General features: G+C 71.5%; 16 protein-coding genes and 1 pseudogene. 6 read left to right on the forward strand and 11 right to left on the reverse strand.

What is annotated here, in order from left to right; genetic code table 11:
- Positions 1-1,135 (forward strand): annotated as a pseudogene (locus tag AB0H87_RS24175) (hypothetical protein); the annotation flags it as partial.
- 10 nt (positions 1,136-1,145) lie between these two features.
- Here AB0H87_RS24175 and AB0H87_RS24180 read toward each other — a convergent pair.
- The 3 genes from AB0H87_RS24180 to AB0H87_RS24190 form a co-directional block, all read right to left on the reverse strand.
- Complete coding sequence (locus tag AB0H87_RS24180; RefSeq protein WP_360149740.1) at positions 1,146-2,291, reverse strand: PHB depolymerase family esterase; 1,146 nt, start codon at positions 2,289-2,291, stop codon at positions 1,146-1,148.
- 144 nt (positions 2,292-2,435) lie between these two features.
- Positions 2,436-2,819 carry an SCO5389 family protein gene (locus AB0H87_RS24185; RefSeq protein ID WP_360149702.1) on the reverse strand — a complete coding sequence of 128 codons (384 nt, stop codon included), beginning with the start codon at positions 2,817-2,819 and terminating at the stop codon, positions 2,436-2,438.
- 9 nt (positions 2,820-2,828) lie between these two features.
- Positions 2,829-3,779, reverse strand: coding sequence for an ATP-binding protein (locus tag AB0H87_RS24190; RefSeq protein WP_360149705.1), 951 nt, complete (start codon positions 3,777-3,779; stop codon positions 2,829-2,831).
- Between the two features lie 90 nt (positions 3,780-3,869).
- On the opposite strand from AB0H87_RS24190, the gene AB0H87_RS24195 reads away from it, so the two are divergent.
- A complete protein-coding gene (locus AB0H87_RS24195; RefSeq protein WP_360149743.1) occupies positions 3,870-5,654 on the forward strand; it encodes a DUF2079 domain-containing protein in 1,785 nt (594 codons plus the stop codon).
- Here the strand turns inward: AB0H87_RS24195 and AB0H87_RS24200 are convergent.
- Positions 5,647-6,231 (reverse strand): maleylpyruvate isomerase family mycothiol-dependent enzyme, encoded by a 585-nt coding sequence (locus AB0H87_RS24200; RefSeq protein WP_360149707.1) that lies wholly within the window; start codon positions 6,229-6,231, stop codon positions 5,647-5,649. The two genes, AB0H87_RS24195 and AB0H87_RS24200, sit on opposite strands and share 8 nt — an antisense overlap.
- An 81-nt stretch (positions 6,232-6,312) precedes the next feature.
- Here AB0H87_RS24200 and AB0H87_RS24205 point away from each other — a divergent pair, with 81 nt between their 5' ends.
- Positions 6,313-6,735: a MarR family transcriptional regulator gene (locus AB0H87_RS24205; RefSeq protein WP_360149710.1), complete on the forward strand. Its 423-nt coding sequence runs from the start codon at positions 6,313-6,315 to the stop codon at positions 6,733-6,735.
- A 63-nt stretch (positions 6,736-6,798) separates the two neighbouring features.
- Complete coding sequence (lipB, locus tag AB0H87_RS24210; RefSeq protein WP_360149713.1) at positions 6,799-7,437, forward strand: lipoyl(octanoyl) transferase LipB; 639 nt, start codon at positions 6,799-6,801, stop codon at positions 7,435-7,437.
- Between the two features lie 149 nt (positions 7,438-7,586).
- Here lipB and aspS read toward each other — a convergent pair whose 3' ends face one another.
- On the reverse strand, positions 7,587-8,846 hold the full coding sequence (aspS, locus tag AB0H87_RS24215) for an aspartate--tRNA(Asn) ligase (protein ID WP_360149716.1): 1,260 nt from the start codon (positions 8,844-8,846) through the stop codon (positions 7,587-7,589).
- Between the two features lie 351 nt (positions 8,847-9,197).
- On the opposite strand from aspS, the gene lipA reads away from it, so the two are divergent.
- Positions 9,198-10,130, forward strand: coding sequence for a lipoyl synthase (gene lipA / locus AB0H87_RS24220; RefSeq protein ID WP_360149719.1), 933 nt, complete (start codon positions 9,198-9,200; stop codon positions 10,128-10,130).
- Positions 10,131-10,134: 4 nt separating this feature from the next.
- Here lipA and AB0H87_RS24225 read toward each other — a convergent pair whose 3' ends face one another.
- From AB0H87_RS24225 to AB0H87_RS24250, 6 genes are all read right to left on the reverse strand, one after another.
- Positions 10,135-10,443, reverse strand: a complete 309-nt coding sequence (locus AB0H87_RS24225) for a HEAT repeat domain-containing protein (RefSeq protein ID WP_360149722.1) — start codon at positions 10,441-10,443, stop codon at positions 10,135-10,137.
- A gap of 41 nt (positions 10,444-10,484) precedes the next feature.
- Complete coding sequence (locus tag AB0H87_RS24230; protein WP_360149724.1) at positions 10,485-10,805, reverse strand: hypothetical protein; 321 nt, start codon at positions 10,803-10,805, stop codon at positions 10,485-10,487.
- Positions 10,806-10,839: 34 nt separating this feature from the next.
- Positions 10,840-11,301 (reverse strand): hypothetical protein, encoded by a 462-nt coding sequence (locus AB0H87_RS24235; RefSeq protein WP_360149727.1) that lies wholly within the window; start codon positions 11,299-11,301, stop codon positions 10,840-10,842.
- Positions 11,302-11,332: 31 nt separating this feature from the next.
- Positions 11,333-11,917, reverse strand: coding sequence for a tetratricopeptide repeat protein (locus tag AB0H87_RS24240; protein ID WP_360149730.1), 585 nt, complete (start codon positions 11,915-11,917; stop codon positions 11,333-11,335).
- A gap of 170 nt (positions 11,918-12,087) precedes the next feature.
- A complete protein-coding gene (gene glnA / locus AB0H87_RS24245) occupies positions 12,088-13,512 on the reverse strand; it encodes a type I glutamate--ammonia ligase (protein ID WP_360149732.1) in 1,425 nt (474 codons plus the stop codon).
- 1,225 nt (positions 13,513-14,737) lie between these two features.
- Positions 14,738-15,559, reverse strand: a complete 822-nt coding sequence (locus AB0H87_RS24250; protein WP_360149735.1) for an AraC family transcriptional regulator — start codon at positions 15,557-15,559, stop codon at positions 14,738-14,740.
- 50 nt (positions 15,560-15,609) lie between these two features.
- On the opposite strand from AB0H87_RS24250, the gene AB0H87_RS24255 reads away from it, so the two are divergent.
- Entirely contained in the window at positions 15,610-16,020 is a 411-nt protein-coding gene (locus AB0H87_RS24255) for a DUF2000 domain-containing protein (RefSeq protein WP_360149738.1), read from the forward strand.
- Positions 16,021-16,110 lie beyond the last annotated feature (90 nt).

Consider the following 16,110-nt stretch of genomic DNA (forward strand, 5'->3'; position numbering starts at 1 on the left):
ACCCCCCCAACCAGCCCGACCGCACCCCCACGCCGACACCCTGGATCACGGCGGCGACCTCCCTACGCCCCGCCGGCTCACGCAGGCGGACGCGGCTCTGGTCGCCGCCGACAACGCCCTCTGCACGAGCGAGCAGGAACTGGCTTTCGCACAGGCCCAGCACGGCCGGGACGCGACCGTCGGCTTCGTCGAGGCGGTGACCGCCGCCCGCGCCGACCTCTCGGAAGCCTTCCGGGTCCGGCAGCACCTCGACGACCACGAGCCGGAGGATGAGTTCAGCCGCCGCCGCGCGCTGCGCGCGATCGTCGAGCACTGCGCCGCCGCCAACCAGCGCCTGGACGCCCGGGCCGAGCCGTTCGAGCTGCTGCGGGCCGGCGAGGAGGCCCGCCTGGCCAGCCGGCTCACGGTCCGCCGCGACGAGGCCCGCGCCCGGCTCACGGTCGCGGGGACGACCTGGAAGGAGCTGACGGCGGCGTACGCGGACAGCGCGCTGCGCCCGATCGCCGACAACCTGACCCAGGCCGGGGCCCGGATCGAGTTCGCCAGCGCCGAGCTCGAGCAGGACGGCCGGCGGACCGGCCTGCGCACCGCGCAGCAGGCGCTCGGCCAGGCCGAGGCACTGCTCGACGCGCTCGACGCGTTCGCCGCCGACCTGGCCACCGCCGAGGACGCCGCGGCCGAGCTGCTCGCCGACCTGCACGCCGAGGTCGCGGCCGGCAAGGCGGTGCTGGCGATGGCCGGCCGCCCGCCCGGCAACGCCCGGGGCGACAAGGTCGGCCTGGCCGCCGACGTGACGCGGGCCGACGAGGCCGCCATGGCGCTGGCCACCGAGCTGGCGGAGGCGCGGCCGGACCCGGTGGCCGGGCTGCGCCGGCTGGAGGCGGTATCCGGGCCGCTCGGCGAGTCGCTCGGCGCGGTGCGCGACCCCTCGTCCCGCGTCGCGCACGCCCGCGAGCAGCTCGACCAGGCCATGTTCGCGGCGCGGGCCGACGTGGAGCGCTGGACACCGCCGGACCTCGCGGGCTACGAGGGCGCCGTGCTCGGTGGCATCGTGCACGCGCCGGACGCGTCCGGCCGGCCCTACGGCAGCCGCTTCGGCGGCCCCGGCACCAGGGACCGGGACCGCGCGGCGTAAAGCTGTGCCGTCAGCAGCCCACCACCCAGTAGTCCGGGCCGGTCTGCCGCAGCGCGTTGGTCTGGAACACGTTGTAGAGCCCCATCGCCTGGTTGGAGCCGCGGGCGTAGACGTACCCGAGCTGCTGGTAGGCCCGTCCGGCGGCGACGTGCGCGTAGTTGGTGGCGGTCACGCAGGGCCCGGACGACGGCGGAGGCGTGGTCGGCGGCCCCGAGGTCGGCGGCGTGGTCGGCCCGCCGGTGTTCAACCCGAAGAACGTCGCGTCGTGGTACGCCGAGCAGATGGTGTCCAGGAAGTACGCGGCGGCCGTGCCGCACTGGTCGGCCGCGGTGCCCGGGTCGACCGGCGTGCCGTGCCCCATCCCGGAGACGCGGTAGACCCGCACCTGGTCGTTGCCGTACCGCTCCAACGTGGTCCCGCCGCCGAGGGTCGCGGTGCTGGTCGGCGAGGCGGAGACGCCCAGCACGTTGGTCCACTGGTCACGCGACTCGTTGGCGTTCGCGGTCGCGACCGTGAAGTCCGACGTCCCGTGCCAGACGGCCACCTTCGGCCGGGCCCCGGTGTAACCGGGGAAGGCACCCCGCACCAGGTCGCCCCAGGCGGCCGGCGTCTTGTCCACGCCCGGGTTCATGCAGCTGAACGCGTTGACCATGCTGGTCGCGCAGCGGTACGGGATACCGGCGACGACCGAGCCGGCGGCGAACACGTCCGGGTACGTGGCCAGCATGACCGCGCTCATCGCACCGCCGGCCGACAGCCCGCTGACGTAGACGCGGTTGGCCGCGGTGCCGTAGTTGGCGACGGCGTACCCGACCATGTTCCGGATCGAGGCCGCCTCACCGGAACCCCGGCTGATGTCGCCGGTCTCGAACCAGTTGAAGCACGACGTCGCGTTGTTGCCGCTGTTCTGCTGCGGCACGATCAGCGCGAAGCGCCACCGGTCGGCGAACGTGCGCCAGCCGCTGTTGGTGAAGTAGGTGCTCGCGTCCTGGCTGCAGCCGTGCAGCAGCACCACGGCGGGCGCGCCGCTGGGCAGGCCGTCGGGGCGGTACGCGTACATGGCCAGGTTTCCGGGGTTGGACCCGAAACCGTTGACCGCGGTGAGCTGTGCCGCCTGCGCGGGCGCGGCCAGCGCGAGCACCGCCGCGACGACCAGCGCCGCGCCGGCGGCACAGAGGGACAGGATCCGTCTGGTCACGACGACCTCCTAGGGGACGGGTTCCCAGGAGGCTACGATTCGCGACCATCGATCTGACATGGTCGACGATCACACATATCGCCGACCCTGGATGTGGCGTACCTAACAGTCCCGGAGTTCGGGGGTCTGGTTGCGGATCTGCGCCCGCGGTGACACGAACTCGCGGTAGCCCTCGCTGTCGACGGCCGCCGGCGGGAACGCGGCGACCCGGTGGCAGTTCTGGAAGGCGAGCTTCACGCCGAAGTGGCGCTCCAGCGCGCCGCGGATCGAGTCGCTCGCCAGCGCGCGCAGCAACTGCCCGCGCTCGACCTCGCTCGGCGGTGGCACGGCGTGCTCGGCGACGTCGGCGCCCGCCCGGGACGCGACGTCGGAGACGACCTCCCAGGCGTACGGCAGCGAGGCGCGCACGCAGTCGACGAACGCGGCGTCGTCGACCGGCCCTTGTTCGGCGCGGGTCAGCAGGTCGGCGGGAACGGTCAGGGACATCGGCTCTCCTCAGTGGATCAATTGGGCACCCAGGACGAAGTCCGGGTCGATCTGGTCGGCGAGGTTCTCGCCGGTGCGCGCGTCGGCCCAGGCGGCCGCGTTGCGCCGGTGGAACTCGGCGGCCTGGCGGGCGTACCGCGGCCAGTCCTTCTCCGCCGCGTCGGCGGCCGCCCGGATCCGGTCCAGGGCCGCCCGGTTGGCGGGCTCGAGGGCGTCCAGCGGCAGGAACCGGCCGCGCTCGGCGGCGCGGACCCAGTCGGAGCGGCCGATCCAGGTCAACAGGTCGGCGCCGACGTGCGAGCGGAGGAAGTCCACGTCGGACTCGTCGGTCACCTTGTTGCCGACGACGTGCACCCGGACGCCGTGGTCCGCGGCGTAGCCGAGGTACTGCCGGTAGACGCCGACGCTGCGCAGGGTCGGCTCGCAGACGAGGAACGTGGCGTCGAAGCGGGTGAACAGCCCTGAGGCGAACGAGTCGGCGCCGGCGGTCATGTCGACCAGCGCGTACTCCCCCGGGCCGTCGACCAGGTGGTTGAGCAGCAACTCGACCGCGCCGACCTTGCTGTGGTAGCACGCGACGCCCAGGTCCCGCTCGGCGAACGGGCCGGTCACGGCCAGCCGCACGCCGCCGACCTCGCGCACGGTCGCCTCGTACACCGGATTGGTCCCGGCGATCGTGAGCAACCGCGAGCCGCGACCAGGCGGGGTGGTCTTGACCATCGCGGCGGCCGACGAGATCCGCGGGTTGTCGCCGCGCAGGTACTCCTTGATCTCGTCGAGGTGGTCGCCCAGCGCCGGGAGAGGCGCGTCCTGGCCCAGGGCCGCGGCCAGGTGCTGGTTGATGTCCGCGTCGATGGCCAGCAGCGGCGGACGGTCCGGCGCGGCGGCCAGGTGGCGGGCGAGCAGGGCGGCCAAGGTCGTCTTGCCGCTGCCGCCCTTTCCGACGAAGGCGATTTTCATGCTTGGCATTGGATGTCATTTTCAATAAGACCGCAAGCAACGGGCGCTTTCTGGGCGTGTCGTCCCCATTGGTAGCCTCCGCCCGTGTCGATCGCGTCCCCCGCTCCCCCTGACGTCGCACCCGCGGCGCCCGCGCGCGCCCGTCGCCGGCGCACGGATCTGCTGGTCACGGGCATCGCGCTGGTGGTCGCGGTCTGGGTGACCAGCGGCCTGTGGATCGACCCGAACGGCCGGGCCATCAAGGTCAACTCCAGCGACCAGGCCCTGTTCGAGTGGCTGCTCTCCTACGGCGCGCGGGCGATCACGCACGGGGAGAACCCGTTCTTCACCCACCTGATCGGCTTCCCCGACGGTGCCAACCTGGCCGTCAACACGTCGATCACGGTGTACGCCGTGCTGTTCGCGCCGCTCACCTTCCTCGTCTGCGCACCGGTCACGTTCCTCGTGATCCTGACGCTCAACCTGGTCGCCACCGCGTACGCCTGGTTCTGGCTGCTCTCCCGCCACCTGGTCCGCTCGCCCCTGGCCGCCGCGACCGGCGCGCTGTTCATCGCGTTCGCGCCGAGCATGGTCTCGCACGCCAACGCGCACCTGAACTGGACCGCTGGCTGGCTGGTGCCGATCGTGGTCTGGCGCGTGATCCGGCTCCGGGACGGGCGGTGGCTGCGCGACGGGTTGCTGCTCGGTGTGCTGGTCGCGGTCGCGTTCTCGATCGCCGCCGAGGGGCTCTTCTTCATCGCGCTGGCCCTGTTCGTCTTCCTCGGCGTGTGGTCCCTGTCGCGCACGACCCGGGCCGAGGCGCGGGCGGCGCTGCCGGGCGTCCTGCGCGGGCTCGGTGTCACGGCCGTCGTGGCGGGGGCGCTGCTGTCGTACCCCATCTGGATGCATTTCCTGGGTCCGCAGCGGTTCCATGGCACCGGGTTCGACGCGCGGGTGCACAGCGAGGACGTCGCGGGTTACTTCGCGTTCCCGCAGCGCTCGCTGGCCGGTGTGCTCGGCCTGGACACCTCGCTGGCGCCGAACGAGACCGAGGAGAACTCGTTCTTCGGGCTGCCGCTGGTGCTGCTCGCGATCGCCGCGTTCTGGTACCTGTGGCGGGTCGCCGCGCCGGGCCGCCGCGCCACGCTGCGGGCGCTCGGGGTGACCGCGCTGGTGTTCGCGGTGCTGTCCTGGGGGCCGGCGGTCAAGATCTTCAAGAACTACACCGACGTTCCGCTGCCGTACGCGCTGCTGAACCCGCTGCCCGTGTTCAACGCGGCGTTGCCACAACGGCTGGCCCTGGTGGTCACCCCGATCGTCGGGCTGCTGCTGGCGCTGCTGGTCGACGCCCGACCACGGGGTCGGGTCTGGCCGGCGGCGTTCGCGGTCGCGCTGGTGCCACTGCTGCCGGTCAACCTGCTGACGGTGGCGCGGGAGCCGATCCCGGCGTTCGTCACGTCCGGGGCGTGGACGTCGGTGGTGCCGCCGGGCGGGGTCCTGGCCACGGTGCCGTTCACGCTGGACACGGTGGCGGACGGGCAGCGCTGGCAGGCGTACGCGTGGACGCACGGGCAGGGCGAGTTCCACCTGGTCTCGGGCTTCTACCTGGGGCCGGGCGGGCCGGACGGGCGCGGGCGGATCGGTCCGGTGCCGCGCTACATGGACGGGATGCTCTACGAGGTGGCGCGGACCGGCGTGGTGCCGCCGATCGGGCCGGCGGAGCAGGCCCAGGCGCGCGCCGATCTGGCGTACTGGCAGGTCGACGCGGTGGTGCTGGCCGACCGGATCCACGGGGCGAAGTGGCCGGTGCAGCACGACGCGCTGCTGATGGCGACGCGGCAGTTGCTCGGCCAGGGCGAACGGATCGACGACGCCTGGGTGTGGCGGATCAAGTGAGCCGTCCGCTCATGCGCAGGAGGAGGGTCGCGATCGGTTCCTGGACCTCCTGGCCGGCGCCGGCGGACCAGTCGGCGTCGGTGGCCACGAGGCGGTAGCCGCGCATCCGGCGCCGGGCGTGGAACGGCCAGCCCATCTCCCACATGCGGGTGGCGGCGGCGCGGGCGGCGTCGGTGGGCATCGGCGCCCGGTGGCCGAGCGGGATGGCCACGTCCTGCAGGTGGATCAGGACGTCGAGCAGCACGTTGCGGTAGTTGGTGACCAGCGGGAGCTTCCGCTCGGTCGCGTGCGTGCGGAGTTCGTTGACCAGGTCGTCGGTGGTGCGTTCGGTCGCGTACGCGACGGCCAGGTCGTGGTTGAGGCGGTCGAAGCTCCCCCGCGCCTTGAGGGCCGCCCGGGCGAGGACTGCCGGCCCCGGCGGCCGGGGCGTCATCGCGATGTGGGCGGCCACGTCGCGGACCCGCCACCGCGCGCAGAGGGACGGCTTCTCCCACTCGGCCGGGCTGAGCCCGGCGAGCAGGTCGGCCAGGGCCAGCCGCTGCTCGGCGATCACCTGCCAGCTCGTCTCGCGGTCCATCGGCGCCACCCGCTAACTTAGTCAGAGGCTCTTATCAAATTAGGTCAGATTCTCTGACTATCGTCAAGGAGGTGCCGGCCGGTGAACCTGGGTCTGCTGCTGTTCATCCCGTACCGGGCGATGGAGAACCGGGTCTTCGCGGCGCTGCGGTCGGCGGGGTTCGACGACGTCACGCCCGCGCAGGCGCGGGTGTTCCAGCGGATCGACCCGGGCGGGACGCGGCTGACCGATCTCGCGGAGCGGGCGCAGGTGACGAAGCAGACAGCCGGTTTCCTGGTCGACGGTCTGGAGCGGGCCGGGTACGTCGAACGGGTGGTCGACCCCGCCGACGGGCGGGCGCGGCTCGTGCGGGTGGCGGCGCGGGGCGCGCGGGCGGTCCCGGTGGCGGCCGCCGTCGTCGCCGAGGTGGAGGCGGAGTGGGCGGCCCACCTCGGGGCGGCGGAGACCGCTGCGCTGCGGGACACGCTGGCCAAGCTGCGCGAGATCACCGACCCGTACCGCTGACGCTCGGCATGACGCGAATCATGTCCCGGGGCTGTGCCGCCCGGTGCGGGCTAGAGTTCGGTTGTGACCAGCGTGCTTCCCAAGCTTCACGCCCGCCGCCTCGGCACGATCGACTACCTGGCGGCCTGGGACGAGCAGCGTCGCCTCCACGAAGAGGTGGCCAACGGCCTCACCCCGGACACGGTGCTGCTCCTGGAACACCCGTACGTCTACACGGCCGGCAAGCGCACCGAGCCCTGGGACCGCCCGACCGACGGCAGCCCGGTGATCGACGTGGACCGCGGCGGCAAGATCACGTGGCACGGCCCCGGTCAGCTCGTCGGCTACCCGATCCTGCGACTGCCCGCTCCGATCGACGTGGTCGCCTACGTGCGGCGCACGGAGCAGATGCTCATCGACACCTGCGCCGAACTGGGCCTGGCCACGGACCGCATCGAGGGCCGCAGCGGCGTCTGGGTGCCCGCCGACGACCGCGGCCCGGCCCGCAAGGTCGCCGCGATCGGCATCCGGGTCTCGCGGGGCGTCACCCAGCACGGCTTCTCGATCAACGCGGACTGCGACCTGGCCGCCTACGACCACATCGTCGCCTGCGGCATCCGCGACGCGACGACCACGTCGCTGACGGCCGAGCTCGGCCGCCAGGTCACGGTGGACGACGTGCTGCCGATCGTCGAGCGCCGCCTGCCGACCCTCCTGGGCTGACGTCAGGCGAACGGACAGGCCCGCCGCGCGCCGCTGCTGCGGACCGTGGTCTCAGTGGTGTCCTCATACCCTCTTCATCGGAACGATCAAGCGATCCGGTTCACGCGAAGAAGGGCCCCTTCCCCACCGGAGGAAGGGGCTCTCTCCGATCACGGCGTCAGGCGGTGCAGGTCGCGCGGGAACACGGCGACCTCGCGGACGTTCGTCGCGCCGAGTAGACGCGCCACGAAGCGCTCGAGGCCGATGGCGAAACCGCCGTGCGGTGGCATGCCGTGCCGGAACGCCTCGACGTAGGTCTCGACACCGGTCAGGTCGCCCTTCAACGCGGCCACGTAGTCGGCGTACTCGTGCAGCCGCTGCCCGCCGGTGACCATCTCCAGACCACGGAACAGCAGGTCGAACGAGTTCGAGTGGGTCGGGCGTCCCGGTTCGGGATGCGTGTAGAACGGCCTCTTGCGCATCGGGTAGCCGGTCACGAAGAGGAAGTCCGAGCCGTGCTCCCGCAGCGCCCACTCGCCCAGCGCCCGCTCGTGGGCGGGGGCCAGGTCGGGCTCGTCGTCCGGCGCGCCGGCGATCTCCAACGCGGTCGTGAAGTGGACGGCCGGGATCTCGGCGGGCACGTCCGGCATCTTGACGCCTGGCAGCCGCTCGGCGACCGCGTCGGTCATGCCGGCCACGACGTCGCGCAGCACGGCCATCACGTCGCGGTGGTCGTCGATGAAGCCGAGCTCGACGTCGAGCGACGTGTACTGGGCCAGATGCCGCGCGGTGTCGTGCGGCTCGGCGCGGAACACCGGGCCGACCTCGTAGACCTGCTCGAAGACCCCGACCATGAGCTGCTTGTAGAACTGCGGGCTCTGGGCGAGGAAGGCGCGGCTACCGAAGTAGTCGATGCCGAAGACGTTGGCCCCGCCCTCGGTGGCCGAGGCGACGATCTTGGGCGTGAAGATCTCCGTGAAGCCGCGTTCGTCGAGGGTCGCCCGGAACCCCTCGGCAGCGGCGGCCGCCGCCGTGACCGCCCGGCGTCGGGTCGCGTGCCGCAGGGCCACCGACGCGTGGTCGAGCTGGGTCGGCAGGGTGGCCGTGAGCAGCGGCCGGTAGAGGTCGAACGGGGGCGGGGTGGCGGCCGCGCTCAGCGCGCGTACGACCGGCTGGGTGATCTCCACGCCCAATGGCGCGGCGCTGTTGATGGTCACCAGGCCGGTGACCTCGACGACAGTCTCCTCCGTCAGCTCCTCGAGCTGTTCGCGCAGTCCAGGGTCGTTGATGACGATCTGCACCAGGCCGGCCCGGTCACGCAGGATCAGGAAGGCGACCGCTTTCAGCACGCGGCGGCGATGAACCCAGCCGGCGACGGTGACGGTGCGGCCGGCGTGGGCGGGCAGCTGGCTGGACAGGATGCGTTGCATTGGTGGTCCTCCTCGTCGGTCGCAACGCGATCCCCGGGAGGTGTGGGCGAGCGGGTTCCTCGCGGTGCCACCACACCTTCGCTCTAGTCGGATTTATCCCACTAGAGCCTCATTTGTCGTGCTCGGCTCGGGAGTGTCTTCGCGACGCGGCGCCGGTCCACCGTCACAGCAGCTGGTGGCTCTCTCGGCCGGCGTGATCGGTCGCTACTCGGTTCCGTCTGTGCCGTTGGGGTTGAGGGTACCGTCCACCCCCACCGATTAAGCCGGTGAGCGGCGTCACAGGCACCGCGCACATGTGAACCGTGTCGCCCCGTATGTAGGAAGGATGAACACCGGGATACGCTCGGATTCGTGACGATCGCTCCAGAAGGCCGCCGGCTCCTGCGCATCGAGGCGCGGAACGCCGAGACGCCGATCGAGCGCAAGCCACCGTGGATCAAGGTCAAGGCCAAGATGGGCCCCGAGTTCACCTCGCTCCACGGTCTGGTTCAGCGCGAAGGCTTGCACACCGTGTGCCAGGAGGCTGGCTGTCCCAACATCTACGAGTGTTGGGAAGACCGCGAGGCCACCTTCCTGATCGGCGGCGACCAGTGCACCCGGCGCTGCGACTTCTGCCAGATCGACACGGGCAAGCCGGCCGAGTTCGACGCCGACGAGCCCCGCCGGGTCGCCGAGTCGGTCGCCACGATGGGCCTGCGCTACGCGACGGTCACCGGCGTGGCCCGCGACGATCTCCCCGACGGCGGCGCCTGGCTCTACGCGGAGACGGTCCGCCAGATCCACGCCCTCCAGGAGGGCTGCGGCGTCGAGCTGCTCATCCCGGACTTCAACGGCACGCCGGCGCTGCTCTCTCAGGTTTTCGAGTCGCGGCCCGAGGTGCTGGCGCACAACCTGGAGACGGTCCCCCGGATCTTCAAGCGGATCAGGCCCGGTTTCCGGTACGAGCGGTCGCTGGACGTCCTGACGCAGGCGCGCGCCTTCGGCCTGGTGACGAAGTCCAACCTGATCCTCGGCATGGGCGAGGAGCGGTCGGAGATCACCCAGGCGCTGCGCGACCTCCACGAGGCGGGCTGCGAGCTGGTGACGATCACGCAGTATCTGCGCCCGTCGCCGCGCCACCACCCGGTCGAGCGCTGGGTGAAGCCGGAGGAGTTCGTCGAGCTGGCCCAGGAGGCGGAGCAGATCGGCTTCGCGGGCGTGATGAGCGGCCCGCTGGTCCGCTCGAGCTACCGCGCGGGACGGCTCTACCAGCAGGCCCTGGCCGCGCGTACGCCGGCCGCTTGATCTCTTAGCCGAGCACGGTCCGCGCCTCCGCGGTGTCGAGGAGGCGCAGGCCGCGTTCGGCACAGTCGCGCAACGCCTCGTCGCCGCCGCGGAGCTGGCCGACCAGCAGGTCGAAGGCCCGCGGCGAGCGTGCCTCGCCGATCAGCTCGAGGAGCCGGCAGCGCAGGTCGTGGTCGGGTTCCCGCCGGAACTCGTCGGCCAGCCGGTCGACATGGTCGGCGGCGATCGCCCGCAGCCGCTGGAAGCCCTCTTCGGCCAGCCGCGGGTCGCGGCGACGCATCAGCCGGAGGGCCCGCGCGAACTCGTCCACCATCGTCGCAGGTTAGACCCTCCGCGCACGGCGGACCAGAGCCGTCAGCGCTTGGCGATCGGCTCGATGCCCTGGCGCACGTCGTCGGGTGTCAGGGCCGGTGTGAAGTCGATCCTCGCCTGCAGGCCCGCGAAGAGCGGCTCAGCGATCTCGATCATCCGTACCGGCTCGTCCAGGTCGAAGACCACGTACATCGTCCGGACACCGTCCCGGGTAGCGAAGTAGACCGCCTCGGGAGTGATCCGCTCCATTGTCGAGTCCACGAGCTGGCCAAGGCTGCCGTCGTGGATGGCCCTGGTGGAGGCCTCGGTGTCCATCTGGACGGTCATGAGCATGCGCATCGCGGTTCCCCCGTCGTCGGACACAGTTTCTCCTTGTACGGGCGGTGCGCGCGCCGTTTCAGCCGTTTCTCCTGACGCGGACCCGGGGGTCCTGCAGCGCCCGGGCGACCGCGGCGAGCAGGCCGCTCTCGCAGAGGTCGGGTGCGCCGATCCAGAACTCCTCGCGGTCGAACCACTCGACCACGTCCACGCCCGGCTGGTTGGCGATCGACCGGTCGACCGGCAGCTCGGCGTCGTCGTCGTAACAGCCGTAGATCTCGTCGGCGGCCCACAGCACCCAGTGCAGCGGTCCCACCGTCGACTCGTTCCGCTCCTCGTCGACGGGAGCCGCGAACCGCTCCCCGCGGGCCATGGGCTTCACCCCGAGCGACCCGGTGTCCAGCAGTTCGGCGACCGTGGGGTCCTCGTCCCAGTCCCGGTTCGGGACGATCTCCGTCAGCACGTCGTCGAGATGCTCCCGGCAGGCACAGTCCGGCGGCCGCGGCGGCCGCCAGTCGTCCTTTTTGGAGAAGATGCCCACGCGGCGAGTCTAGGGGGACGCGTGCACCGCGTCAGGAGTCGTCGCGGCGGCCGCGGAGGTTGCCCAGGTTCATCCGGGCGCGGTGGTCCCCGGCCTCGGCGGCGCGTTCGTACCACTCCTGCGCCGCCGCCAGGTCGCCGTGCTGCTCGGCCAGAACGCCCAGGTTGAGCATGCCGGCGGCGTCGCCCGCGTCGGCTGCCTGTTGGTACCACCGTCGTGCGGCGGCCCCGTCGCCGTCACCTGCCGCCAGCAGACCCAGGTTCACCATGGCGTCGCTCTCGCCGGCGTCCGCGGCCCGGCGCAGCCAGTGCTCGGCGCCGGCCCGGTCCTCGCGATCGGCCAGGAGCCCCGCGAGATTGATCATCGCGTCGGTGTCACCGGCTTCGGCGGAGCGGTGGTACCAGCGCTCGGCCTCGGCCACCTCGCCCCGCATCGTGAGCAGCACGCCGAGATTGACCATCGCACCGACGTGGCCGGCGTCGGCGGCGCGCTGGTACCACTCCTCGGCCTCGGTCAGGTCCCAGCGGTCCTGCAGGATCTGGCCCACGGCGGCCATCGCGTCGCTGTCACCGGCCTCGGCCGCGCGCCGCACCCACCGTTCCGCACCGCCCGCCATGCCCTCCCCTTCCCGGTCTGACCGCGACCAACCGCGGGCCTGGCAGCGGAGCGTAGCGGAGCGCTCCCCGGCGGGAGCAACGGCCGCGCCGCCGACGGACCCGGGCAGAAAAAAGCGAACCGCCGACCGTTCCCTGAGGACGGTCGGCGGCTCGTTTGACGCGGCAGATGTCAGACGTCGAAGTACATCGCGAACTCGTGCGGGGTCGGCCGCAGGCGGACCGGGTCGACCTCGTGCTCGCGCTTGTAGTCGATCCACGTCGAGATCAGGTCCGGCGTGAAGACGCCGCCCTCGAGCAGGAAGTCGTGGTCGGCTTCGAGCGAGTTGAGGACCTCCGGCAACGAGCCCGGGACCTGCTTGACGGAGCTGAACTCCTCCGGCGGCAGGTCGTAGAGGTCCTTGTCGATCGGCTCCGGCGGCTCGATCTTGCTCTTGATGCCGTCGAGGCCGGCCATCAGCATCGCCGAGAAGGCGAGGTAGACGTTGGCCGACGGGTCCGGCACGCGGAACTCGACGCGCTTGGCCTTGGCGTTGCTGCCCGTCACCGGGATGCGGGTGCAGGCGGAGCGGTTGCGCTGCGAGTACACCAGGTTGACCGGGGCCTCGAAGCCGGGCACGAGGCGGCGGTACGAGTTGACGGTCGGGTTCGTGAACGCCAGCAGCGACGGGGCGTGGTGCAGCAGGCCGCCGATGTACCAGCGGGCCGTGTCGGAGAGACCCGCGTACCCGGTCTCGTCGTAGAACAGCGGCTCGCCGTTCAGCCAGAGGCTCTGGTGCGTGTGCATGCCGGAGCCGTTGTCACCGAACAGCGGCTTGGGCATGAACGTGGCGGTCTTGCCGGCGGCCCACGCGGTGTTCTTGACGATGTACTTGAACAGCTGCAGCTGGTCACCCGCGTGCAGCAGCGTCGAGAACTTGTAGTTGATCTCGGCCTGCCCGGCGGTGCCGACCTCGTGGTGCGACCGCTCGACGGTGAAGCCGGAGTCGACGAGGTTGCGCACGATCAGGTCACGCAGGTCGGCGTAGTGGTCGACCGGCGGCACCGGGAAGTAGCCACCCTTGTACGGGGTCTTGTAACCGCGGTTGCCGCCCGCCTCCTCGCGACCGGTGTTCCAGGCGCCCTCGATCGAGTCGATGTAGTAGAAGGCCTGGTGCGCACTGGTCTCGTGGCGGATCGAGTCGAAGATGTAGAACTCGGCCTCGGGCCCGAAGTAGGCGGTGTCGGCGATGCCGCTGGCCGCCAGGTAGGCCTCGGCCTTCTTCGCCACGTTGCGCGGGTCACGCGAGTAGGGCTCGCGGGTGAACGGGTCGTGGATGAAGAAGTTCAGCGCGAGCGTCTTCTGCGCCCGGAACGGGTCGATGAACGCGGAAGCCACGTCCGGCAGCAGCAGCATGTCGGACTCGTGGATCTGCTGGAAACCACGGATCGACGAACCGTCGAACGCGAGGCCGGCGGTGAAGATATCGTCGTCGATGGACTCGACCGGGGCGTTGAAGTGCTGCATCACGCCGGGCAGGTCGCAGAACCGGACGTCGACGAACTTCACGTCCTCGTCCTTGAGGTATCGCAGGAGTTCCTCGGGATTGGCGAACAACACGTCCTCCTGGCACGTCGCTCTCGTAGCGGCTTCTCGTGGGCCGTCTGTCTTCGGCAAGGCTGGCAGCGACGCTATGGCGGGGCCGTTGCCCGAGCGTGTCGCAAAAGTTTCTGCCGTGTTACGTCACCCGCGAGCCGCCAGGAATGCCCGTTTAGCCGGCGAACCGACCGACCAAACCCGAACATATACCCGCAGGTGGGGCGGACTTGCGGACTCGCCGACGCTGTGACGGTGAGCATGACGTAGACGAAGATCCAATTCTAGGGCGGGGCTCGGGTCCGTGGGTGGGCACGACCGTCGCTCCCGCCAGACATCGCTCGCTCCGCTTCGCTGCCAGGTCCGCGAAACACGGGCCTTGCCCACCAGGCAAGCCGGTGACGGCGCGCGCACCGGGGCTCCAGATCGTGTCGCACGCCGAAAGCCGCTGGTCGGGGTCAGTTGCGCGGTGGCCAGCCGCGGCGACATCCCGGCCGCCTACCGCCGCTCCTCCGACCGTGGCCGAAGACGGCCGGAAGCGCCTCGCGCGCAGCGACCCGATTTCGGCAAGGACCGGCACGGCTGCGTCCTAGGGGCAGTCAGCCCTTGATCGGCTCGGCCGCTCCAGGCGACACCGTCCGGCTCCATTAGCCGGGTCAACGTCTAGGCCGCTGGAAGGGCGACCGTGATGCGCATGCCCATGGCCCGCATGTCCTTGATCAGCTCGCCTGGCCAACACCGGCGACGCCGTCCGGCTCCATCAACCGAGTCAACGTCTAGGCCGCAGAAATAGCCACCGCGATGCACATGCCCAAGGCCCGCATGTCCTTGATCAGCTCGCCTGGCCAACCCCAGCGACGCCGTCCGGCTCCATCAGCCGGGTCAACGTCGGGGCCCAGCGATGCCGTGTCACCGGCCGTCGGCCAATTGATCAACTGGTTTCACCGACCTCAACGACGCGGTCACTCGACTCGATCAGCGCGTCAGCGAGCGGGCCACGCCGCGGGAAACCGCGATGCGCACGCCAATTTCGCACCGTGCCGGCCCGCCGGCGACCAACGTTGAGTAGGAGCCGATCAGCCGGCTCCATTGAGAAAGAGAACCGCGCGGTGGGGGGTCGTCTCCCAAGACCTCGCGCGAACCAGACGTCGTTGCGGCCGCTCGCGCCGCCATCGGGGGCACGCCTGCCGTCGGCCCTCGGGCGCGCCCGTAACGCAGGTCCAACCGGCGGACCACGGCCGCGGCCTCAGGCGGGCCACGCGATGACGGGCATACGAAACCCCGCGCTCCGCGGTAGAGGGCGGATGCGCGGGCCGAGGTATCGACGGAACGTGCGGGTCAGGTGCGCCTGGTCGTAGAAACCGGCGTCGGCCGCGACGCCCGCCGCCGGTTGGCCGGCCAGCAGCAGCGCGCGGGCCCTGTCGACCCGCCGCCCGACGAGGTAGGCGTGCGGCGGCAACCCGAACTCCGTGGTGAACGCGCGCACCAGATGGGAGGGATGAGCGCCGAGCCGCGCGGCGGCGTCGTCGAGGGTCAGGCCGGTGGTGACGTGGCCGTCCAGCAGGTCGCGCAGGTCCCGAGCGAGCCGGCGCGGCGCGACCGGGTCGCGCTGGCCCGGGGCGCCGAGGTGCCCCCGGATCCGGTCCACGACGAGCGCCAGCCGGCTCTCGGCCTGCAACTCGTCGCCGGGCCCGTCGAGCACGCTGTGCAACTGGGCGACCCGCCGGCGCAGCATGGGATCGGCCAGCGCCGGGTGGTCGACGGCGGCGCCGGTCAGCTCGCGGCCGACCACGTCGGGGTCGAGATAGACGACCCGCTTGACGAAGCCGCCCGGGGTGGCGGCGCGCCCGTCGTGCGGGACATCGGGCGGCAACAGGGTGACCTGGTCGGTGACGGCGCCGTGGCCGTGCCGGTCCAGGTCGTAGCGGATCGCGCCGTCGTCCACGACGAGCAGGGTCCAGGCGTCGTGGGTGTGCAGCGGGTACGCGTGGGTGACGAACCGGGCGTGCAGGACCTCGGCGATCCCCGGCACCGCGGGCCGCCATGCGCGCAGCCGCTGGCCGTCCATGTCAGAAACGTACAAGACCGCCGGGTGTCGGCGGCAAGACGCTGGGAGGCATGAGGTTCAACACGAAGATCGCTGTGCTGCTCCGCGACGACCTGGCCGTGTGGCAGCGGCTGAACGTGACGGCGTTCCTGGTCAGTGGCATCGCCGGCACGCGACCCGAAACGATCGGCCAGCCGTACGCGGACGCGGACGGCACCCCGTACCTGCCCATGTTCCGCCAGCCGGTGATGGTCTACGCGGGCGACGCCGCGCTGCTCACCGCGGCCCGCGAGCGGGCGCTGCGCCGCGGCCTGACACCGGCGGTGTTCACGGCGGACCTGTTCGCCACGGGCAACGACGCCGACAACCGCGCGGCCGTGGCGGCCGTGCAGGCGGACAAGCTCGACCTGGTCGGGCTCGCGGTACACGGCCCGCGCGCGGACGTCGACAAGATCTTCAAGGGCGCCACGCTCCACCCCTGAGCTCGACCGACGCGGCGGTGGCTGCCGAGCACGGGCCGCGATGCCGACACGACGGCCGCGGCGCGGCAGTGGCTGCCGAGCACGGACCGC

The sequence above is a fragment of the Asanoa sp. NPDC050611 genome (assembly GCF_040654855.1).
Lineage (GTDB): Bacteria > Actinomycetota > Actinomycetes > Mycobacteriales > Micromonosporaceae > Asanoa.

Excerpts from the sequence above, each read along its gene's own strand:
- AB0H87_RS24190 (WP_360149705.1), bottom strand. The coding sequence starts at position 3,779 with ATGAAAATCGCCTTCGTCGGAAAGGGCGGCAGCGGCAAGACGACCTTG.
- AB0H87_RS24250 (WP_360149735.1), bottom strand. The coding sequence starts at position 15,559 with ATGGACGGCCAGCGGCTGCGCGCATGGCGGCCCGCGGTGCCGGGGATC.
- AB0H87_RS24255 (WP_360149738.1), top strand. The coding sequence starts at position 15,610 with ATGAGGTTCAACACGAAGATCGCTGTGCTGCTCCGCGACGACCTGGCC.
- aspS (WP_360149716.1), bottom strand. The coding sequence starts at position 8,846 with ATGCAACGCATCCTGTCCAGCCAGCTGCCCGCCCACGCCGGCCGCACC.
- AB0H87_RS24240 (WP_360149730.1), bottom strand. The coding sequence starts at position 11,917 with ATGGCGGGCGGTGCGGAACGGTGGGTGCGGCGCGCGGCCGAGGCCGGT.
- AB0H87_RS24225 (WP_360149722.1), bottom strand. The coding sequence starts at position 10,443 with ATGGTGGACGAGTTCGCGCGGGCCCTCCGGCTGATGCGTCGCCGCGAC.
- AB0H87_RS24200 (WP_360149707.1), bottom strand. The coding sequence starts at position 6,231 with ATGGACCGCGAGACGAGCTGGCAGGTGATCGCCGAGCAGCGGCTGGCC.
- AB0H87_RS24185 (WP_360149702.1), bottom strand. The coding sequence starts at position 2,819 with ATGTCCCTGACCGTTCCCGCCGACCTGCTGACCCGCGCCGAACAAGGG.